This window comes from Pseudomonas sp. CLCA07, assembly GCF_053615335.1.
On the sequence record NZ_CM132131.1, the window covers coordinates 4,847,469 to 4,869,179 of the forward strand.

General features: G+C 58.6%; 17 protein-coding genes. 11 read left to right on the forward strand and 6 right to left on the reverse strand.

Annotated features, from left to right (window positions below; genetic code table 11):
- Positions 1–96 precede the first annotated feature (96 nt).
- Both ACWGZX_RS22325 and ACWGZX_RS22330 read left to right on the forward strand, forming a co-directional pair.
- The gene (locus ACWGZX_RS22325) at positions 97–1,281 is read left to right on the forward strand and encodes a thiolase family protein (protein WP_452625460.1); all 1,185 of its coding nucleotides are present in this window, start codon (positions 97–99) and stop codon (positions 1,279–1,281) included.
- Positions 1,282–1,582: 301 nt separating this feature from the next.
- A complete protein-coding gene (locus tag ACWGZX_RS22330) occupies positions 1,583–2,542 on the forward strand; it encodes a DMT family transporter (protein ID WP_452625461.1) in 960 nt (319 codons plus the stop codon).
- Positions 2,543–2,666: 124 nt separating this feature from the next.
- Here ACWGZX_RS22330 and ACWGZX_RS22335 read toward each other — a convergent pair whose 3' ends face one another.
- The gene (locus ACWGZX_RS22335) at positions 2,667–4,061 is read right to left on the reverse strand and encodes a class II fumarate hydratase (RefSeq protein ID WP_452629050.1); all 1,395 of its coding nucleotides are present in this window, start codon (positions 4,059–4,061) and stop codon (positions 2,667–2,669) included.
- Positions 4,062–4,253: 192 nt separating this feature from the next.
- On the opposite strand from ACWGZX_RS22335, the gene ACWGZX_RS22340 reads away from it, so the two are divergent.
- The 7 genes from ACWGZX_RS22340 (at position 4,254) to ACWGZX_RS22370 (ending at position 12,122) form a co-directional block, all read left to right on the forward strand.
- On the forward strand, positions 4,254–4,778 hold the full coding sequence (locus ACWGZX_RS22340) for a DUF2059 domain-containing protein (RefSeq protein ID WP_223519066.1): 525 nt from the start codon (positions 4,254–4,256) through the stop codon (positions 4,776–4,778).
- Positions 4,779–4,790: 12 nt separating this feature from the next.
- Entirely contained in the window at positions 4,791–5,090 is a 300-nt protein-coding gene (locus ACWGZX_RS22345; RefSeq protein WP_008151216.1) for a BolA family protein, read from the forward strand.
- Positions 5,091–5,288: 198 nt separating this feature from the next.
- On the forward strand, positions 5,289–6,230 hold the full coding sequence (trhO, locus tag ACWGZX_RS22350; RefSeq protein ID WP_452625462.1) for an oxygen-dependent tRNA uridine(34) hydroxylase TrhO: 942 nt from the start codon (positions 5,289–5,291) through the stop codon (positions 6,228–6,230).
- 39 nt (positions 6,231–6,269) lie between these two features.
- The gene (locus ACWGZX_RS22355) at positions 6,270–6,872 is read left to right on the forward strand and encodes a DsbA family protein (protein ID WP_452629051.1); all 603 of its coding nucleotides are present in this window, start codon (positions 6,270–6,272) and stop codon (positions 6,870–6,872) included.
- Positions 6,865–8,682 (forward strand): ABC transporter ATP-binding protein, encoded by a 1,818-nt coding sequence (locus ACWGZX_RS22360; RefSeq protein WP_452625463.1) that lies wholly within the window; start codon positions 6,865–6,867, stop codon positions 8,680–8,682. Before ACWGZX_RS22355 ends, ACWGZX_RS22360 begins: the two co-directional genes overlap by 8 nt.
- A gap of 140 nt (positions 8,683–8,822) precedes the next feature.
- Entirely contained in the window at positions 8,823–11,282 is a 2,460-nt protein-coding gene (locus ACWGZX_RS22365) for an EAL domain-containing protein (RefSeq protein ID WP_452625464.1), read from the forward strand.
- Positions 11,283–11,360: 78 nt separating this feature from the next.
- Complete coding sequence (locus ACWGZX_RS22370; protein ID WP_452629052.1) at positions 11,361–12,122, forward strand: TenA family transcriptional regulator; 762 nt, start codon at positions 11,361–11,363, stop codon at positions 12,120–12,122.
- 70 nt (positions 12,123–12,192) lie between these two features.
- Here the strand turns inward: ACWGZX_RS22370 and ACWGZX_RS22375 are convergent, their stop codons facing one another.
- The 5 genes from ACWGZX_RS22375 to ACWGZX_RS22395 form a co-directional block, all read right to left on the reverse strand.
- Positions 12,193–13,119: a GGDEF domain-containing protein gene (locus tag ACWGZX_RS22375; protein WP_452625465.1), complete on the reverse strand. Its 927-nt coding sequence runs from the start codon at positions 13,117–13,119 to the stop codon at positions 12,193–12,195.
- Between the two features lie 373 nt (positions 13,120–13,492).
- Complete coding sequence (locus ACWGZX_RS22380) at positions 13,493–14,233, reverse strand: YciK family oxidoreductase (RefSeq protein WP_452625466.1); 741 nt, start codon at positions 14,231–14,233, stop codon at positions 13,493–13,495.
- A 149-nt stretch (positions 14,234–14,382) separates the two neighbouring features.
- Positions 14,383–15,054 (reverse strand): N-acetylmuramic acid 6-phosphate phosphatase MupP, encoded by a 672-nt coding sequence (mupP, locus tag ACWGZX_RS22385; RefSeq protein ID WP_452625467.1) that lies wholly within the window; start codon positions 15,052–15,054, stop codon positions 14,383–14,385.
- A gap of 4 nt (positions 15,055–15,058) precedes the next feature.
- Positions 15,059–15,757: a bifunctional 2-polyprenyl-6-hydroxyphenol methylase/3-demethylubiquinol 3-O-methyltransferase UbiG gene (ubiG, locus tag ACWGZX_RS22390; RefSeq protein ID WP_007945809.1), complete on the reverse strand. Its 699-nt coding sequence runs from the start codon at positions 15,755–15,757 to the stop codon at positions 15,059–15,061.
- A gap of 57 nt (positions 15,758–15,814) precedes the next feature.
- Positions 15,815–17,149 carry a TRZ/ATZ family hydrolase gene (locus tag ACWGZX_RS22395; RefSeq protein ID WP_452625468.1) on the reverse strand — a complete coding sequence of 445 codons (1,335 nt, stop codon included), beginning with the start codon at positions 17,147–17,149 and terminating at the stop codon, positions 15,815–15,817.
- Positions 17,150–17,258: 109 nt separating this feature from the next.
- Between ACWGZX_RS22395 and mtnA the strand changes: the two genes are divergently transcribed.
- Positions 17,259–18,335, forward strand: coding sequence for an S-methyl-5-thioribose-1-phosphate isomerase (gene mtnA / locus ACWGZX_RS22400; protein WP_452625469.1), 1,077 nt, complete (start codon positions 17,259–17,261; stop codon positions 18,333–18,335).
- A gap of 460 nt (positions 18,336–18,795) precedes the next feature.
- Complete coding sequence (gene gyrA / locus ACWGZX_RS22405; RefSeq protein ID WP_007945812.1) at positions 18,796–21,450, forward strand: DNA gyrase subunit A; 2,655 nt, start codon at positions 18,796–18,798, stop codon at positions 21,448–21,450.
- The last annotated feature ends 261 nt before the right edge of the window (positions 21,451–21,711 follow it).

Genomic DNA, 21,711 nt, shown 5'->3' on the forward strand with positions numbered 1-21,711 from the left:
GGTTACGCATACGCGGGATGAATGATTGTCGCGGTGAGTTATGAGGTGGACTTATGCTCGGTCCACTCTCAACCGATAACAACAATGAGGTATGCCATGCGTGAAGTGGTGATCGTCGACAGCGTGCGGACTGGCCTGGCCAAATCCTTTCGCGGCAAGTTCAACCAGACCCGGCCAGATGACATGGCGGCGCATTGTGTCGACTCGTTGTTGGCACGAAATGGCATCGACCCGGCCAGCGTCGAAGACTGCATCGTCGGTGCAGGCTCCAACGAAGGCGCGCAGGGCTACAACATCGGTCGCAACGTCGCCGTGTTGTCGCGTTTGGGCATCGGCGCTGCCGGCATGACCCTTAACCGCTTTTGCTCCTCGGGCTTACAGGCGATTGCCATTGCCGCCAACCAGATTGCTTCGGGTTGCAGCGACATCATCGTTGCCGGTGGCGTCGAGTCCATCAGCCTGACCATGAAAAGCGTCAATACCGATAACCTGATCAACCCGTTGCTGAAGGAGCAGGTACCGGGCATCTACTTTCCGATGGGCCAGACCGCCGAAATCGTCGCGCGTCGTTACAACGTCAGTCGCCAAGAGCAAGACCTGTATGCCCTGCAAAGTCAGCAGCGCACCGCTCAGGCTCAGGCTGGCGGTCTGTTCGATGATGAAATCGTGCCAATGGCGGTGAAGTACCGGGTTGAAGACAAAAACACCGGTGAAATTCAAATTCTCGATGGCATCGTCGATCGCGACGACTGCAACCGCCCGGACACCACGCTGGAAAGCCTGGCGGGCTTGAAACCGGTGTTTGCCGAAGACGGTTCGGTCACGGCGGGCAACTCGTCGCAACTGTCCGATGGGGCGTCGATGACGTTGGTGATGAGCCTGGAAAAAGCGCTGGAACTGGGCTTGAAGCCCAAAGCGTTCTTCCGTGGTTTCACGGTCGCCGGGTGCGAGCCGGATGAGATGGGCATCGGTCCGGTGTTCTCGGTGCCCAAGTTGCTCAAGGCCAAGGGTTTGCAGATCGCCGACATTGATCTGTGGGAACTCAACGAAGCGTTTGCTTCGCAGTGCCTGTACAGCCGCAATCGGCTGGAGATCGATAACGAGAAGTACAACGTCAGTGGCGGGTCGATTTCCATTGGCCACCCGTTCGGCATGACCGGTTCGCGTCAGGTCGGGCATCTCGTGCGCGAATTGCAGCGGCGCAAATTGCGTTACGGCATCGTCACCATGTGCGTGGGTGGCGGGATGGGGGCGACGGGGTTGTTTGAAGCGGTGCGTTAAGCCTCCAATAGTTGAGTTGTCTGATTAATCGCTTTCGCGAGCAGGCTCGCTCCCACAATTGATCGCATTCCAATGTGGGAGCGAGCCTGCTCGCGAAGGCAGCACCTCGGTTAATCGGCGGGCACATAAAATCCGCATCCGCTCGATATACACCCGAATCTCCCGCTCTGCCGCCTGCGGACGATCAAACGATGCTGCGACCTGCACAGTTTCATTCGCGCCTGCTCGCCAACTGTCCCTGTGTGCCAGACGCCTCTGCGCCTAGAATGACGATTCTCGCCATCTGGCTGTTGGGGTTCGCATGCACATTTCATCCGGTCGCTGGGTCTACGGTCTGTTTCTGGCCTTGTTGACTGCGCTGTTGTGGGGAATCCTGCCGATCAAACTCAAGCAAGTGTTGTTGGTGATGGACCCGGTGACCGTCACCTGGTTTCGCCTGATCGTGTCCGGTGGGTGCCTGTTTGTGTATCTGGCGGCGACCAGGCGTTTGCCGACTCGTAAAGTCCTCGGCCCGCGAGGTGGCTGGCTGGTGTTGATGGCGGTGCTCGGTCTGGTCGGCAACTACGTGCTGTACTTGATGGGCCTGAACCTGCTTAGCGCCGGCACTGCGCAATTGGTGGTGCAGATGGGCCCGATCATGTTGCTGATCGCCAGTCTGTTTGTGTTCAAGGAACGTTTCAGCGTGGGTCAGGGGATTGGCCTGTTGGTGCTGCTGATCGGTTTCACCCTGTTTTTCAATCAGCGCCTGGCCGAGCTGCTCACTTCGTTGACCGAATACACCACCGGCGTGCTGTTGGTGTTGTTGGCGTCCACGGTCTGGACCTTCTACGCCTTGGGGCAGAAGCAATTGCTGACGGTGTGGAATTCGCTGCAGGTGATGATGGTGATCTACCTGTTCTGCGCGCTGTTGCTGACACCGTGGGTGCATCCACTTGAGGCGTTGCAATTAAGCCCGCTGCAAGGCTGGCTGCTGCTGGCGTGCTGCATGAATACGCTGATCGCCTATGGCGCGTTTGCCGAAGCGCTGGCCCATTGGGAAGCGTCGCGGGTGAGTGCGACGCTGGCGATCACGCCATTGGTGACGTTTGTCGCGGTGGCCGTGGCCGCGTGGTTGTGGCCTGACTTCGTACAGGCCGAAACGATCAATGGTTTGGGTTATGGCGGGGCGGTGCTGGTGGTGTTGGGGTCGGCGTTGGTGGCGTTGGGGCCTTCGTTGATTGCGGGGCTCAAGGCGCGTCGCGTTCGGATGGCAGCAGGTTAAGTAAACCGCGTTATCGTTCATCGCGGGCAAGCCACGCTCCCACAGGGGATCACAGTCTCCTGTGGGAGCGGCGGTGCGACGATTCGACTTGCTCGCGAAGACTGACTGTCAGGCGCTACAAGTTTCAGCCCTTGGCCCCTGCCTCCAGCATATTCTCCGGCCGCACCCAGGCATCAAACTCTTCATCCGTCAGATACCCCAGCTGCAACGCCGCCTCCCGCAATGTCAGCCCTTCGGCGTAAGCCTTCTTGGCAATTTCCGCCGATTTGTCATAGCCGATATGCGGATTCAGCGCGGTCACCAGCATCAACCCCTGCTCCAGATGTTCAGCCATTTTCTCTGCGTCCGGCTCAAGTCCGGCGATGCAATGCTGTTGGAAATTGCTGCAGCCATCCCCCAGCAGGCGGATCGATTGCAGCAGGTTGTGAATGATCACCGGTTTGAACACGTTCAATTGCAGATGACCCTGACTTGCCGCGAACCCGATCGCGACGTCATTCCCCATGACCTGACATGCCAGCATCGACAGCGCCTCGCACTGTGTCGGATTGACCTTGCCCGGCATGATCGAGCTGCCCGGCTCGTTGGCTGGCAGTTTCACCTCGGCGAAACCGGCCCGGGGACCAGAGCCCAGCAGGCGCAGGTCGTTGGCGATTTTCATCAGCGTCACCGCCAGGGTCTTCAGCGCACCCGACAGGGTCGTCAACGGTTCATGACCGGCCAGCGCGGCGAATTTGTTCGGCGCGGTGATGAAGGGCAGACCGGAGAGGGCAGCCAGTTCGGCAGCAATCGCTTCGCCAAAACCGTGAGGTGAATTCAGGCCCGTGCCGACAGCAGTGCCGCCCTGGGCCAGTTCACACACGGAAGGCAGCGCGCTACGGATTGCCCGTTCGGCGTAATCCAGTTGCGCGATAAACGCCGAGATTTCCTGGCCGAAGGTAATCGGCGTGGCGTCCATCATGTGTGTTCGACCGGTCTTGACCAGTTTCATGTGTCGCGCCGCCAGCTCGGACAACCCGCCCGACAATTCACTGATGGCCGGCAGCAAGTCTTGCTGCACCGCTTGGGCTGCCGCGATGTGCATGGCGGTGGGGAAGCAGTCGTTGGAGCTTTGTGAGCGATTGACGTGATCGTTGGGGTGCACCGGCGACTTGCCGCCGCGGGGGTTGCCTGCCAGCTCGTTGGCGCGACCGGCGATCACTTCGTTGACGTTCATGTTGCTTTGGGTGCCGCTGCCGGTCTGCCAGACCACCAGAGGGAACTGGTCGTCGTGGTCGCCATCGAGCACTTCGTCGGCAGCCTGTTCGATCAGCCGGGCGACATCGGCGGGCACGTCGCCGTTACGGTCATTGACCCGCGCTGCGGCTTTCTTGATGAGCGCCAGGGCATGCAGCACCGCAAGCGGCATTTTCTCGCTGCCGATGGCGAAGTTAATCAGCGAGCGTTGCGTCTGAGCGCCCCAGTAAGCTTCATCCGGGACTTCCACCTGGCCAAGGCTGTCGGTTTCGATACGGCTCATCATGCACACTCCTGTTGGTCTGATAGCGCAGTTTAGGCTGTGATCGGCGGCTGTGGTTCCATCTGATCGGTTTTTGCCCCTTCAACCCCTCTAATTCAGTCCCGACAAGGCTTGGGGTTGAGCGACACACTTTTTTAGGCGCAGAATGGACGCCCTTGGGGTTTTACCTCGCCTGCTAGAAAAGGAAACTCGATGACTCGTCTTCGTGCCATCTGTACCGCGGTTGCACTGGTCTGCGCCAGCGGCCCAGTTTTTGCCGATACCGCCAGCCACAACGCCAGTGCTGAAGCTTTCCTGACCCTGGCGCACGCTGACAAATTGGGCACTCCGGTGTACATGCAAGTGCAGCAAATGTTCGCTCAGCGCTTTGAACAGACCAAAGCCCCTGAATCGAAAAAAGCCGTGCTGGAAACGTATCAGGCCAAAGCCAACGCCGCGCTGGACCAAGCCATTGGCTGGAATAAGCTGAAGCCGGACATGGTCAAGCTCTACACCACCAACTTCAGCGAATCCGAGCTTAAAGACCTGGTTGCGTTCTACCAGTCGCCACTGGGCAAGAAAGTCCTGGAAAAAATGCCACAGCTGACTCAGCAATCGGCCCAGATGACTCAAGCCAAGCTGGAAAGCGCGGTGCCTGTGGTCAACAAACTGCTGGCTGACATGACCGCCGAGCTGGAGCCTAAAGGCGCCGCCGCTCCAGCCAAGAAAAAGCCTTAAGCGGAGTTCGGTATGACCATGCAACAACGCATTGAATCGACGCTGGGCCTGTTACAGCCACAGCATCTGCAAGTGCTGGATGAGAGCCACATGCACAGCCGTGGGTTGCAGACCCACTTCAAGGCCGTGGTGGTCAGCCAGCAGTTCGAAGGGCTGAATCGGGTCAAGCGTCATCAAAAAGTCTACGGCACGCTCGGCGAGCTGATGGGCGAGTTTCATGCGTTGGCGCTGCATACCTACACGCCTGAGGAATGGGCACAGATCGACGCGGCCCCGGCCTCACCGACCTGTGCTGGCGGCAGCAAACACTGAAATCAGCACCTGTAGGAGCACGCGGTGCGGCGATCCGACTTGCCGGCGATGGCGTATTCAAGATCGCTATCGCAGGCAAGCCTGGCTCCTACAGAGATCTCGTTAATTTTGCTAGAATCCGCAACGCGCCGCTCATCCGGCGCGTTTTTTTTGAATCCGGTTCACCCTTTGCGAGGGTAGCCACCTGGAGAAACACCCATGACACAACAGATTGTCGTGGCGGCACTGTATAAGTTCGTCACCCTGGAAGATTACGTTGCCCTGCGCGAGCCACTGCTGCAAGCAATGGTCGACAACGGCATCAAAGGCACGCTGCTGATCGCCGAAGAAGGCATCAACGGCACCGTGTCCGGCAGTCGCGAAGGCATTGACGGGCTGATGGCCTGGCTCAAGAACGACCCACGCATGGACGACATCGATCACAAAGAGTCGTACTGCGACGATCAGCCGTTCTATCGCACCAAGGTCAAACTCAAGAAAGAAATCGTCACCCTCGGCGTTGAAGGCGTGGACCCGAACAAAAAGGTCGGCACCTACGTTGATCCTCAGGATTGGAACGCGCTGATCAGCGATCCTGAAGTACTGTTGATCGACACCCGCAATGATTACGAAGTCTCGATTGGCACCTTCGAAGGCGCCATCGACCCGAAAACCACCAGTTTTCGCGAATTTCCCGACTACATCAAAGCCAACTTCGACCCAGCCGTGCACAAGAAAGTCGCGATGTTCTGCACCGGCGGCATCCGCTGCGAGAAGGCGTCGAGCTTCATGCTCAGCGAAGGCTTCGATGAGGTCTATCACCTCAAAGGTGGCATTCTGAAGTACCTCGAAGAGGTGCCGCAGGAAGAAACCAAATGGCAGGGCGACTGCTTTGTGTTCGACAACCGAGTGACCGTGCGTCATGACCTCAGTGAAGGCGACTACGATCAATGTCATGCCTGCCGTACGCCGATCAGCGTCGAAGACCGCGCCTGCGAGCATTACGTGGCCGGTATCAGCTGCCCGCATTGCTGGAACACGCTGAGCGAGAAAACCCGCCGCAGTGCCATTGATCGGCAGAAGCAGATCGAACTGGCCAAGGCTCGCAACTTGCCGCACCCGATCGGTTACAACTATAAGCAAACCCCTTCCGAGGCTTGAATCATGTCTGCGCGCCGCCTGCTCTATGTGATGGATCCGATGTGTTCCTGGTGCTGGGGCTTTGCGCCAGTGGCTAACGCCTTGGTCGAACAGGCGCACGCAGCGGGCGTAGAGGTGCATCTGATCGTCGGTGGTTTGCGCACCGGCAGTGGTGCGGCGCTGGAGCCGACCACCCGACGCTACATTCTTGAGCATTGGCAAGCGGTTACCGAGGCCACCGGCCAACCGTTCAAAACCGAAGGCGCTCTGCCCGACGGCTTTGTCTACGACACGGAGCCTGCGTGTCGGGCGTTGGTGACTGCGCGCAGCCTGGCGCCGGATTGCGCGTGGAAGCTGCTGGGCCTGATTCAGCACGCGTTCTACGTCGAAGGTCGCGACGTCACCCACGCCAGCGTGCTGGTGGAACTGGCCGAGCAGGCCGGTCTGCCGCGCATTGAATTCGCCGCTGCGTTCGACCGTGCGGATATGCACACCGCCACGGCGGCCGATTTCACCTGGGTTCAGGACCTGGGCATCGCCGGGTTCCCTACGTTGCTGGCTGAGCGCAATGGTCAATTGGCGTTGCTGACCAATGGCTATCAACCCCTGAGTGAATTGTCCCCGTTGCTCGGCCGCTGGCTGGAGCACTCTGTCTGTGCATGATGTACCCGATGATGTCCCGGCTCCCACGCGTGTCGATCGGCTGAGCTGGGCCGAAATCCGCCGACTGGCCCTGCACCATAAAAAATCCCTGTGGATCGCCAATGGCGTCGCCGTGCTGGCGACCTTGTGCAGCGTGCCGATTCCGTTGCTGCTGCCGTTGCTGGTGGACGAAGTGTTGCTGGGACACGGTGACGCCGCGCTGAAGGTGATGAACCACGCCCTGCCCGAAGGCTGGCAGAAAGCGGCAGGCTACATCGGCCTGATGTTGTTCGTGACCTTGTTGCTGCGTTGCGGCGCCTTGTTGTTCAACGTGATACAGGCCAAATTGTTCTCGGCGCTGGCCAAGGACATCGTGTATCGCATTCGCACCCGGCTGATCGAGCGGCTCAAGCGCATTTCCCTGGGCGAATACGAAAGCCTGGGCAGCGGCACGGTGACCACGCACATGGTCACCGACCTGGACACGCTGGACAAATTCGTCGGTGAAACCCTCAGTCGTTTCCTTGTGGCGATGCTGACCCTGGTCGGCACCGCGAGCATTCTGGTCTGGATGCACTGGAAGCTGGCGCTGCTGATCATGCTGTTCAATCCGTTGGTGATTTACGCCACGGTGCTGTTGGGCAAACGGGTCAAACACCTGAAGAAACTCGAGAACGACAGCACCTCGCGCTTCACCCAGGCACTGACCGAAACCCTCGACTCGATCCAGGAAGTGCGCGCCGGCAACCGCCAGGGATTCTTCCTCGGTCGCCTTGGCCTGCGGGCCCGGGAAGTGCGCGACTACGCGGTCAACTCGCAATGGAAAACCGATGCCTCGAACCGGGCCAGCGGTTTGCTGTTCCAGTTCGGCATCGATATTTTTCGCGCGGCGGCCATGCTCACCGTGCTGTTCTCCGACCTGTCCATCGGCCAGATGCTGGCGGTGTTCAGCTACCTGTGGTTCATGATCGGTCCGGTGGAACAGCTGCTTAATCTGCAGTACGCCTATTACGCCGCCAGTGGTGCGCTGTCGCGGATCAACGAGCTACTGGCCCGGGCCGATGAGCCGCAATACCCCGGCGGCGTCGATCCGTTCCAGGGCCGTGACACCGTGGGCATTGAAGTCCAGGGCCTGAGTTTCGGTTACGGCGATGAGTGGGTGCTGAACAAGATGGACCTGTCCATCGCCCCCGGTGAAAAAGTCGCGATTGTCGGCGCCAGTGGCGGCGGCAAAAGCACGTTGGTGCAACTGTTGTTGGGCTTGTACACGCCACAGGCCGGGACCATCCGCTTCGGTGGCTCGACCCAACAGGAGATCGGCCTGGAAACCGTGCGCGAAAATGTCGCGGTGGTTCTGCAACATCCTGCGCTGTTCAACGACACCATCCGCGCCAACCTGACGATGGGCCGAGTGCGCAGCGACGAAGCCTGCTGGCAAGCGCTGGAAATCGCACAGCTGCACCAGACGGTTCAAGCGCTGCCAAACGGTCTGGACAGCATCGTCGGACGCTCCGGTGTGCGTTTGTCCGGAGGCCAGCGCCAACGCCTGGCGATTGCGCGGATGGTCCTGGCCGAACCCAAAGTTGTGATTCTCGACGAGGCCACTTCAGCGCTGGACGCCGCCACCGAATACAACCTGCATCAGGCGCTGGCGCGGTTCCTCAGCCACCGCACCACGCTGATCATTGCCCACCGATTGTCGGCGGTGAAGCAGGCTGACCGGGTGCTGGTGTTCGATGGCGGACAGATTGCCGAGGATGGCGACCACCAGCAATTGATAGCTGATGGTGGTTTGTACGCCAAGCTTTACGGGCATTTACAACAGCTATAACGCCGGTAGTAATTCAGTGCGTCTTTGTCAGTGCAAGTCTTGAAGTTGGACGGTTTGCTTGCCGGGATCGAGATCGCACCCTAGTCTAGCGGTAGCGATCACGTTGGGATGATGATCTGGCAGTGCTAAAAAGGGACCTCATGAATCAAACCCGGACTCTCGGAACGCCACGGTTGTTGGGCATTGTCTGGCCATTTATTGCCGTCGTGTTGTTTCAGGCCCTGTTGGGGGGCGTCAGCTTGTACGTTCTGTCGGCAGTGCGCGGCTATGTTGCCGGTGAGAGCCTATGGTCGAAGGGGCAAAAAGACGCCATCTATTACCTCAACCTCTACGCGGACAGTCGCGACGAGGCGATTTTCCTCAAATACCAGAACGCCATTGCCATACCTCAGGGGGGGCACGAATTGCGCCTGGCGCTGGATCACCAGCCACCTGAAATCGAAACCGCGCGAGAGGCGATCCTCAAAGGGGGCAACCACCCTGACGACGTTTCCAGTCTGATCTGGCTCTACCTCAACTTCCGGCATTTCTCTTACCTTGAAAAAGCCATCGACCGCTGGACGGTGGGTGACGCGTACTTGCTGCAACTCGATGATGTTGCGCAAGAGATGCACCAGCGCGTTGCCGACAAACAGGTCTCACCCGCTGATATCTGGCGCTGGAAAGACCAGATACTTGCCATCAACGATGCAGTGACGCCAGCCGCCAAAGCGTTCAGTGATGCATTGGGCGAGGGCTCGCGCTTGATCCTCCAGTTGCTGCTGGTGACCAACCTCGCCACGGCGCTGGGCTTGATCGCGCTTGCGTTGCTGCGTACCCACAAGTTGCTCAAGCAGCGGCATGAATTCGCCGAAGCGCTGCAACTGGAGAAAGACCGGGCGCAGATCACTTTGCAATCCATTGGCGACGGCGTGATCACCACGGATGTCGAGGGCGCTATCACCTACATGAATCCCGCCGCCGAGGCGCTGACCCACTGGAAAGCCGAACAGGCGACGGGTTTGCCGCTGGCGGCGCTGTTCAATTTGCTGGATGAAAACGCTCAGGCTGACGGGTTCACGTTGATCGAACATATTTTGAGCGGTCAACTCAGCGGTGGCAGCGAACATTCCAAACTGATTCAGCGTCTGGATGGCAGTACGGTTTCGGTAACGTTGGTGGGTTCGCCGATTCGCAATGTGGGCAAGGTCAGTGGCACCGTGCTGGTGTTGCATGACATGACGCAGGAGCGCCAGTACATTGCCAATCTGTCCTGGCAGGCGACTCATGACGCCTTGACCGGGCTCGCCAACCGCCGCGAGTTCGAGTTTCGACTGGAGCAGGCACTGCAAAATCTGGCGCGGCATACCGGGCGCCATGCCCTGATGTTTCTCGATCTGGATCAATTCAAACTGGTCAATGACACGTGCGGTCATGCGGCGGGAGATGAGCTGCTGCGGCATATCTGTGCGTTGTTGCAATCCGGGTTGCGCGAAGGTGACACCTTGGCTCGGCTGGGTGGCGATGAGTTCGGCATCTTGCTGGAAAACTGTGCATCGGACGCTGCCGAGAAGATTGCCGAAAGTTTGCGCCTGACCGTACAAAACCTGCACTTTGTCTGGAAAGGCCGACCCTTTGTCACCACGGTAAGCATAGGGCTGGTGCATGTCGCGCAACCTCCTACGACGCTGGAAGCATCACTGCGCGCCGCTGATATGGCGTGTTACATGGCCAAGGAAAAAGGACGAAATCGGGTTCAGGTCTATCACGCCGATGACTCGGAACTGACATTGCGTTTTGGCGAAATGGCCTGGGTGCAGCGCCTGCACATAGCGCTGGAAGAGAATCGCTTTTGCCTGTATTCCCAGGAAATCGCGCCGTTGGGGCATACCGAGCGCGGCGGCGGTCATATCGAAATCCTGTTGCGTCTGCATGACGAAGCCGGCCGCATGATCTTGCCGAACAGTTTTATTCCGGCCGCCGAGCGTTATGGGTTGATGACTGCACTGGATCGTTGGGTGGTGGAGAACGTCTTCAAGATCATTGCCCAATGCAGGGCTGAAGAGCGCCAAGGTCCATTAGCCATGTGTGCGATTAATCTGTCAGGCACAACTATCGGAGATGAGGCGTTTCTGGACTTCCTGCGTGAACAATTCGTTAACTATTCAATTCCACCTGAAATGATTTGTTTTGAAATCACAGAAACCAGTGCAATTTCCAATTTGGGCAGTGCAACTAGATTTATCAATGAACTCAAAGGTTTAGGTTGTCACTTTTCATTAGATGATTTCTGTGCCGGAATGTCCTCGTTCGCTTACTTGAAACATTTACCTGTAGACTTCCTGAAGATCGACGGGAGTTTCGTAAAGGATATGTTGGACGACCCGATTAACCGCGCCATGGTCGAAGTGATTAACCACATAGGGCATGTCATGGGTAAGCGCACGATTGCCGAGTTTGTAGAATCACCCCAGATTGAGCAGGCATTGCTGGAAATCGGGGTCGATTTCGCTCAAGGGTATGTGATTGAACGCCCGAATCCGTTTACCTGCGATAGTTTGCAAAGTCGTCCTGCCAGGCCTCAGCCTTTGTTATTCAAGGCTCCTGGCACGTTCCGTTGAAATCTCTTGCTGATCCGAACAATCACAATCAAAAGGAGCTCGACAGTGATCGACACATTCAACCGAACCGGACCACTCATGGAAGCGGCAAGTTATCCCGCCTGGGCTCAGCAGCTCATCAAGGATTGCAGCGAGAGTAAGCGCCGGGTTGTTGAACACGAACTGTATCAGCGCATGCGAGACAACAAACTCAGCGCAAAAACCATGCGCCAGTACCTTATTGGTGGCTGGCCGGTTGTTGAACAGTTCGCGTTATACATGGCACAGAACCTGACCAAGACTCGTTTTGCCCGTCATCCCGGCGAAGACATGGCGCGTCGTTGGCTGATGCGCAATATTCGCGTGGAGTTGAACCATGCCGATTATTGGGTGCACTGGAGTCGGGCTCATGGGGTCAGCCTGGAAGACCTGCAAGCGCAACAGGTTGCCCCCGAACTTCATGCCTTGAGCCATTGGTGCTGGCACACCAGTTCGGCCGATTCGTTGATCGTGGCCATCGCTGCGACCAACTACGCCATTGAAGGCGCGACTGGAGAGTGGTCGGCCCTGGTCTGCTCCAGTGGCGTCTACGCCGCGGCATTCCCGGAAGAAGATCGCAAGCGAGCCATGAAGTGGTTAAAGATGCATGCCCAATATGACGATGCCCATCCATGGGAAGCACTGGAGATCATCTGTACCCTGGCGGGCATGAACCCGAGCAAATCCCTGCAAGTGGAATTGCGACAGGCAGTGTGCAAGAGCTACGACTACATGCACCTGTTTCTGGAGCGCTGCATGCAGCTTGAGCATTCGGAAAAAGCACCGGTGCTGCGTGAGCGCATGGCGCTGGCTGAAAGCTGATCCATAGGCAACACAAACCAAATGTGGGAGCGGGCTTGCTCCCACATTGGTTATGCGGTGTTGCGAAAACTCAACCCGCCATCGTCAGCCGGTTACGTCCTTCGCGCTTGGCGACATACAGCGCACTGTCGGCCCGCCGCAACAAGCTTTCGGCAGATTCGCCAGGCAGCAGGGTCGAGCATCCGAGGCTGACGGTCAGCTCTATGGCATTGCCATCGGCCTGATACTCCTGGGCCTGAGCTGCCACCCGTAGTCGCTCACCGACCATGGCTGCTACTTCCCGCGTGGTGTTGGACAGCAGGATCAGGAACTCTTCGCCACCAAACCGGAACACCATGTCGACATTGCGCAACTGGTTTTTGATCGCGGTGGCGACAGCCTTGAGCACATCGTCGCCCGCATTGTGGCCATAACTGTCGTTGACGTTTTTGAAGTGATCGATGTCCAGCATCAGCAATGACAAAGGCATCAAGTGGCGTCGCGACATCTCGATTTCGCGTTCCAGGGTCTGATCCATGGCAATGCGGTTACCGGTATCGGTCAGCGGATCGCGCAATGCGCTTTGGGTAGCGGCTCGGTAAAGAAGCGCATTGCGCATCGGGAAGAGCAGTGCGGACAGCAACGACTCCAGATTGCCTTGATCCAGCTCGCTGAATCGCTCATTGCGCCGGAACACCAGTTCACCGAGCTGTTCGCTTTCATGGCTGAGGCTGTAACTGACCGAGTGATGACCACGCTGACCAAACTCCAGGCGCAAGTCACTGGCTTGATGCTGATAGGTCAAGGCATCCAGTGGCACCAGGCGCTGAATTTCGCGGAAGAAAAGTCCGAGAATGCGTTGTGGCTCAAGACTGGTTTGCAGCTGCTGACCCAGTTGCTGGCGCAATTGCGCAAGGTTGACGGGCCGTTCCAGAAGGGGAGGCTGCTGACCAAATCCCAGGCGTTGCAATTTGGCAGTGTCGAAGTCAATTGCGTTGGACTGGGAAGGTGATTTCATATGGCGTAAGCCCCTAAGCAGTAAAGCAGTCTTACAGGCTGGGTGAGAGCGGCTTTGGGCTGCGCGACATACTGGTCCATCAGTCCCGTAGGACATATGCCGCAAGTTTAGTCCGCTTCGCCGAAGATCAATGAACTATCGACTCAAGCGTCCGCCCGTCTGCTTTCACACTGCTGTCTGAGCAGCTTTAGAGCGAAAGTCGTGCCATTCGGTTCATTCAGATAAAAGTCTATATAAATCATTAGGTTGAATTCGATGGCGAGGGCGGGTGATGAAATGTGTGACAGTTGTTTGACTGGCAAGGGGGTATGGTTGTGGCGCACTTTGTGTGCCGCGCCGGGAAATCGGCACGGCACAAAAGCGACGCACGGTGTTACTGGGCGTTGAACGCCTGGCCATTGATGCCGGTACTGTCCGGGCCCATCAGGTAGAGATAGACCGGCATGATCTCTTCCGGGGTCGGGTTGTTGAGCGGATTTTCCGCTGGGTAAGCCTGGGCCCGCATGCTGGTGCGCGTGGCGCCCGGGTTGATGCTGTTGGAACGTACCGGAGCCACGGTGTCCACTTCGTCGGCCAGGGTTTGCATCAGGCCTTCAGTGGCAAATTTGGACACGCCATACGCGCCCCAATAGGCACGCCCCTTGCGGCCGACGCTGCTGGAGGTAAACACCACCGAGGCGTCCTGCGACAGCTTTAGTAGAGGCAGCAGGGTGCTGGTGAGCATGAACATGGCGTTGACGTTGACATGCATGACGCGCATGAAGTTTTCGCCGGACAGCTGTTCGATCGGCGTGCGCGGACCAATAATCGACGCGTTATGCAGCAAACCGTCGAGATGGCCGAATTCGGTTTCGATCATGGCGGCCAGTTCGTCGTACTGGTGGGGCAGGGCGGTTTCCAGATTGAACGGAATCACCGCCGGCTGTGGATGCCCGGCCGCTTCGATTTCGTCATAAACCTGAGTCAGGTTGGCTTCGCTCTTGCCCAGCAGCAATACGGTGGCGCCATGGGCTGCGTAGGTTTTCGCAGCCGCCGCGCCGATGCCGCGACCAGCACCGGTGACCAGAATGACCCGGTCTTTGAGTAATTCAGGGCGGGCGGAATAATCAAACATAAGAAACCTCAACTAAAACAGAACACAGATCGCGGCGCGCCCATCGCGGGCAAGCCCGCTCCCACAGGTATTGCGAGATCCATGTGGGAGCGGGCTTGCCCGCGAAGGCGTCAGCACCGACAACCCGATTTCGGAATTGAAACCGGTTTTCAGCAGCTACAGAGGGCGCTATCTAAAACCTTGCGCAATTCCAGGGGATGATCCACCACCACGTCCGCGCCCCAGTGTCGCGGGTTGTCGTCAGGGTGAATGTAGCCGTAGGTCACCGCAGCCGTCTTAGTGCCGGCATCGCGACCGGATTCGATATCTCGCAGATCATCGCCCACAAACAACACACTGGCCGGGTCCAGGTCGAGCATCTTGCACGCCAGAATCAGCGGCTCCGGGTCTGGCTTGCTGTTCTTCACGTGATCGGGGCAGATCAGCAGTGCGGAACGCTCGGCCAGCCCCAGTTGCTGCATGATCGGCTCGGCAAAACGCAGAGGCTTGTTGGTGACCACGCCCCAGATCAGGTTGGACTTCTCGATGTCGGCCAGCAGTTCGCCCATGCCATCGAAGAGCTTGCTGTGAACCGCGCAACCGACGAGATAGCGCTCCAGGAACTCGAGTCGCAGCTCTTCAAAGCCCGGCGATTCCGGGTCCATCGAAAAGGTTACGGCGACCATTGCCTTGGCGCCGCCGGAGATCTCGTCACGAATGTATTTGTCATTCATGGGTGGAAAGCCACGATCGGCGCGCATAGCCTGACAGATGGCGATAAAGTCCGGCGCGGTGTCGAGCAGCGTGCCGTCCATGTCAAAAAGGACTGCTCTGATACGCATCGACTTACTCCTCGCGCAGGGTCTGGATCATGTAGTTGACGTCCACATCGGCCGCCAGTTTGTAGTGCTTGGTCAACGGGTTGTAGGTCAGGCCGATGATGTCTTTGACGGTCAGGCCAGCCATGCGACTCCAGGCGCCAAGCTCGGATGGACGGATGAATTTCTTGAAGTCGTGCGTGCCGCGCGGCAGCAGCTTCATGATGTATTCAGCGCCGACAATGGCGAACAGGTACGCCTTCGGGTTGCGGTTGATGGTGGAGAAGAACACTTGGCCACCGGGCTTGACCATGCGGAAGCAGGCGCGTATGACCGAAGACGGATCCGGTACGTGCTCAAGCATTTCCAGGCACGTGACGACGTCGAATTGCTCGGGCATTTCCTCGGCGAGGCCTTCGGCGGTGATCTGGCGGTACTCGACGTTCACGCCCGATTCCAGCTGATGTAACTGCGCGACTGCGAGCGGCGCTTCACCCATGTCGATGCCCATGACGGTAGCGCCGCGCTGGGCCATGGCCTCGCTGAGAATCCCGCCGCCGCAACCGACGTCCAGCACCTTCTTGCCGGCCAGATTGACGCGTTCATCAATCCAGTTGACCCGCAGCGGGTTGATGTCGTGAAGCGGCTTGAACTCGCTTTCACGGTCCCACCAGCGATGGGCCAGGGCTTCGAATTTGGCGATCTCGGCGTAGTCGACGTTGCTCATGGTTCAGTCCTCTAAAACTTGAAAAATCCTGTTGCCCCGGTGTTTGGTCCGGGGATCTTACGATTCGGTGCGGCCACTGATGCGCTGGCCCCAGGCCTTGGCGGTGGCACATAACTGTTCTTCATCCAGGCGGGTCAGGCGCCGGTCGTCGAGCAGTTGCTTGCCGGCGACCCACAGGTGTTTCACGCAGTCCCGGCCGGTGGCGTAGATCAGTTGCGAAACCGGGTCATAGACCGGTTGCTGCGCCAGGCCGGACAGGTCAAACGCCACCATATCGGCCGCCTTGCCGACTTCCAGCGAACCCGTTTCAGCCTCGATCCCCAAGGCGCGGGCGCCATTGAGCGTGGCCATGCGCAAGGCACGATGAGCATCCAGCGCGGTGGCCGAGCCGGCGACGGCCTTGGCCAGCAACGCAGCGGTGCGGGTTTCGCCGAGCAGGTCGAGATCGTTGTTACTGGCGGCACCGTCGGTGCCGACGGCCACATTGACGCCTGCCTGCCACAAGCGCTCGACCGGGCAAAATCCGCTGGCCAGCTTGAGGTTGGATTCCGGGCAATGAATCACATTGGTGTTGCTTTCTACCAGCATCACCAGGTCTTCATCGCTGATCTGGGTCATGTGAACGGCCTGGAACCTCGGCCCGAGCAGGCCCAGGCGGCCGAGGCGAGCCAGTGGGCGTTCACCGCGCTGCTCGACCGATTGCTGCACTTCGAAGGCCGTTTCATGGACGTGCATGTGGATCGAAGCGTCCAGCTCTTCGGCGATCATGCGGATTTTTTCCAGGTTTTCGTCGCCCACGGTATAGGGCGCATGGGGGCCGAAGGTGATTTTGATGCGCTCGTGGTGTTTGAGATCGCCAAACAATTCCACGCCCTGACGAATGGCTTCGTCCGCCGTACTGGCGCCCGGGATCGGGAAATCGAGGATCGGAATCGCGATTTGCGCGCGAATACCGCTGTTATGCACGCGCTCGCTGGCAACCTTTGGGAAGAAATACATGTCAGAGAAGCAGGTGATGCCACCTTTGATCTGTTCGGCGATGGCCAGGTCCGTACCATCTCGTACAAAGGCTTCATCGACCCACTTGGCTTCTGCCGGCCAGATATGGTTTTCCAGCCAGGTCATGAGTGGCAGGTCATCGGCCAGGCCACGAAACAGCGTCATGGCGGCGTGCCCATGAGCGTTGATCAGCCCGGGGCTGAGTAACATGTCCGGCAATTCACGGACTTCGGTTGCGTTAAGCTTCAACGCAGCCGAGCGTGGGCCGATAAACACGATGCGTCCGTCACGGATGCCCAGGCCATGCTCTTTGAGGACAACACCAGCGGGTTCGACGGGTACCAGCCAGGTCGGCAGCAACAAAAGGTCGAGCGCAGCGGCAGTGTTCGGCATCGAGGGTGGGGTTCCAGTGCTTTTGTAAAGGATGGCGAAGTATACCCGAGCGTCTTCGCGGGGGGATCGCTATAATCGGCGGCTTTTGTGCTTGAGTGCGGGGTGAGGGATGCGCGATCGACTGTTGGCTGCGGAGAAGGTGAAGGCCATCGATTGGCGTGATGGCGCCCTGTACCTGCTGGATCAGCGTATTTTGCCCTTCGAAGAAACCTGGATTGCCTACACCAGTGCAGCCGGTGTGGCCGAGGCCATTCGTTCGATGGTGGTGCGCGGTGCGCCAGCGATTGGCATCAGTGCGGCGTATGGAATGGTGCTGTCAGCCCGCGCCCGAATTGCCGAGGGCGGTGACTGGCAGGCAGCGTGGGAAGAGGATTACGCGTTACTGGCCGATTCCCGTCCAACAGCGGTGAATCTGTTCTGGGCCTTGAGTCGCATGCGTGACCGCCTGGATCGTCTCAAGGGAGACGCAGACCCTCTGGTGGCGCTGGAGGCAGAGGCCATCGCCATTCATGAAAGTGATCGCGAAGCCAACCTGACCATGGCCCAGCTGGGTGTGGACTTGATCCGCAAGCACCAGGGTAACGCCCAGGCGATCCTGACCCACTGCAACACCGGCGCGCTGGCCACGGGTGGCTTCGGCACGGCGCTGGGCGTGATTCGCGGGGCCTTTATCGAAGGCATGGTTGAACGCGTTTACGCCAACGAAACCCGGCCGTGGCTGCAAGGTTCGCGTTTGACCGCATGGGAACTGGCCAATGAAGGCATTCCCGTGACCCTGAATGCCGACTCCGCCGCCGCGCACATCATGAAAACCAAAGGCGTGACCTGGGTGATCGTCGGTGCGGACCGAATCACCGCCAATGGCGATGTGGCGAACAAGATTGGCACCTATCAACTGGCGGTCAACGCCATGCACCATGGCGTGCGCTTCATGGTGGTTGCACCAAGTTCGACCATCGACCTGAACATGGCCAGTGGCGACGAAGTTCCTATCGAAGAGCGTGACGGCCGTGAGTTGCTGGAGATCGGCGGCAAGCGGGTCGGGGCGGATGTCGATGCGTTCAACCCGGTGTTCGATGTGACGCCCGCGGACCTGATCGACGTGATCGTCACCGAAAAAGGCATCGTCGAGCGGCCGGACACCGCGAAAATGGCGCAGTTGATGTGCCGCAAGCGTTTGCATTAATAATTTCTGGTGCCTGAAAGATCGCTTTCGCGGGCAAGTCGGATCGCCGCACCGCCGCTCCCACAAGTTTCTGCGTCGTTCGGAGAGTCGCGGGCTTGCAGTGACCCCAGTAGGAGCGGGCTTGCCCGCGAAGAGGCCCTGAAAGTCAATGAATCAGTCTTAATCAGCCCCGAATTCTCCATTCAACTCAGCTCTAAGCCTCTCTCGTCTCCCTCAAGCCTGTCATCGGTCAACTAACTATGCTCCATGCGCGTCTGGGGGATAGGTGCGTGGCGGCTCTTGTGATAACATCCGGCGTTTTCCGAGGCAGCCCCACGGGGTTGTCTTTACTGCGCAAATCCATGGTTCTTCTTGTTGATTTGTCGTAAGTCGGTGTATGGCACTCAGCCTGCAGCGGCGAGCTTCGTTCGTCCCATATGGATGTGACGAAGTTTCACCAGAAAAAGGAATCGAGCTTCTCATGGGCGAACTGGCCAAAGAAATCCTCCCGGTCAATATCGAAGACGAGCTGAAGCAGTCCTACCTCGACTACGCAATGAGCGTAATTGTCGGGCGGGCCCTGCCGGATGCGCGCGATGGCTTGAAGCCCGTGCACCGGCGTGTGCTGTTCGCGATGAGCGAGCTGGGCAACGACTTCAACAAGCCGTACAAGAAATCTGCCCGTGTTGTCGGTGACGTAATCGGTAAGTATCACCCGCACGGTGATACGGCGGTGTACGACACCATCGTCCGCATGGCGCAGCCGTTTTCGCTGCGCTACCTGCTGGTAGACGGTCAAGGCAACTTCGGTTCGGTGGACGGCGACAACGCCGCGGCCATGCGATACACCGAAGTACGCATGACCAAGCTGGCGCACGAACTGCTGGCTGACCTGCACAAAGAAACCGTGGACTGGGTGCCGAACTACGACGGCACCGAAATGATCCCGGCGGTCATGCCGACCCGTATTCCCAACTTGCTCGTCAACGGCTCCAGCGGTATCGCCGTGGGCATGGCGACCAACATTCCGCCGCACAACCTCGGTGAAGTCATCGACGGTTGCCTGGCCCTCATCGACAACCCCGAGTTGACCATCGATGAGCTGATGCAATACATCCCCGGTCCGGACTTCCCGACCGCCGCGATCATCAACGGTCGCGCTGGCATCATCGAAGCCTACCGCACGGGTCGTGGCCGCATTTACATGCGCGCCCGCTCGACGATCGAAGACATCGACAAGGTCGGTGGCCGTCAGCAGATTGTCATTACCGAACTCCCTTACCAGCTCAACAAGGCCCGTCTGATCGAGAAGATCGCCGAGCTGGTTAAAGAGAAGAAGCTTGAAGGCATCACCGAGCTGCGCGACGAGTCCGACAAGGACGGTATGCGCGTCGTGATCGAACTGCGTCGCGGCGAAGTGCCTGAGGTGATCCTCAACAACCTCTACGCCCAGACCCAGTTGCAAGCGGTGTTCGGTATCAACATCGTTGCGCTGATCGACGGCCGTCCACGGATCCTGAACCTCAAGGACCTGCTGGAAGCTTTCGTTCGTCACCGTCGCGAAGTCGTAACCCGCCGTACCGTGTTCGAACTGCGTAAAGCCCGCGAACGTGGCCACATTCTGGAAGGTCAAGCGGTTGCCCTGTCGAACATCGACCCGGTCATCGCCCTGATCAAGGCCTCGCCAACGCCGTCGGAAGCCAAGGAAGCGCTGATCAGCACCGCCTGGGAATCCTCTGCCGTGGTGGCCATGGTCGAGCGCGCGGGTGCCGATTCTTGCCGTCCAGAGACTCTGGACCCGCAATACGGCCTGCGCGACGGCAAGTACTTCCTGTCGCCAGAACAGGCGCAAGCCATTCTGGAACTGCGTCTGCACCGTCTGACCGGTCTGGAACACGAAAAGCTGCTGGCCGAGTATCAAGAGATCCTCAACCAGATCGGCGAACTGATCCGCATCCTCAGCAGCGCCACGCGCCTGATGGAAGTGATCCGCGAAGAGCTGGAAGTGATCCGCGCCGAGTACGGCGATGTGCGTCGCACCGAGATCCTCGATGCCCGTCTCGACCTGACCCTGGGTGACATGATCCCGGAAGAAGAGCGCGTCGTGACCATTTCCCACGGTGGCTACGCCAAGACCCAGCCATTGGCTGCGTACCAGGCTCAACGTCGTGGCGGTAAAGGTAAATCGGCGACTGGCGTCAAGGATGAGGATTACATTGCTCACCTGTTGGTTGCCAACAGCCACACCACGCTGCTGCTGTTCTCCAGCAAAGGCAAAGTGTACTGGCTGAAAACCTACGAAATTCCGGAAGCGTCCCGCGCTGCCCGTGGTCGTCCGCTGGTCAACCTGCTGCCGCTGGACAGTGATGAATACATCACCACCATGCTGCCGGTCGAGGAATACACCGAAGGTCACTTCATCTTCATGGCGACTGCTAAAGGCACTGTGAAGAAGACCCCGCTGGAATCCTTCAGCCGTCAACGCAGCGTCGGTCTGATCGCGCTGGAGCTGGACGAAGGTGACGTACTGATCTCTGCCGCCATTACCGATGGCGAGCGCGAAGTCATGCTGTTCTCCGACGGCGGCAAGGTCACTCGCTTCAAGGAAACCGACGTTCGCGCCATGGGCCGTACCGCTCGTGGTGTTCGCGGCATGCGTCTGCCGGAAGGCCAGAAGCTGATTTCCATGCTGATCCCGGAAGAAGGCAGCCAGATCCTCACCGCTTCGGCGCGTGGTTTCGGCAAGCGCACGGCGATCACCGAGTTCCCTGAGTACAAGCGTGGCGGTCAAGGCGTTATCGCCATGGTCAGCAACGACCGTAACGGTCGTCTGGTTGGCGCGGTCCAGGTGCTCGATGGCGAGGAAATCATGCTGATTTCTGACCAGGGCACGTTGGTTCGTACCCGTGTCGACGAAGTTTCCAGCCTGGGTCGTAACACTCAGGGTGTGACCCTGATCAAGCTGGCCAGTGATGAAACACTGGTCGGTCTGGAGCGGGTTCAGGAGCCGTCGGAAGTCGAAGGTGAAGAGCTGGAAGGTGAAGAGGGTGCAGAGTTCGTTGGCGAAGTCGTGATCGACGACGTTGTTGACGATCAGCAACTCGATGCCGCTGCCGACGAAGAGCCACAAGAGTAAGCGAACAAACAGGGGGCGGATGAGAATTCGCCCCCTTGTTGTTTGTCCTGTACGAAAATATCGACACCCACGAGGGTCCTGTGTGAAGGGGCTTTTTGTAGGAGCCGGGCTTGCCCGCGATTGCAGGCGCCGCAGTGCACCTCCAGTACCGCGGTGATGCATTCGCGAGCAGGCTCGCTCCCACAGGTTTTCTGCTTCGGCAGGGACTCTGTGTCGATTGATGTTGTGATGTATTGCGTGATTACCACCAAATCAGAGCGA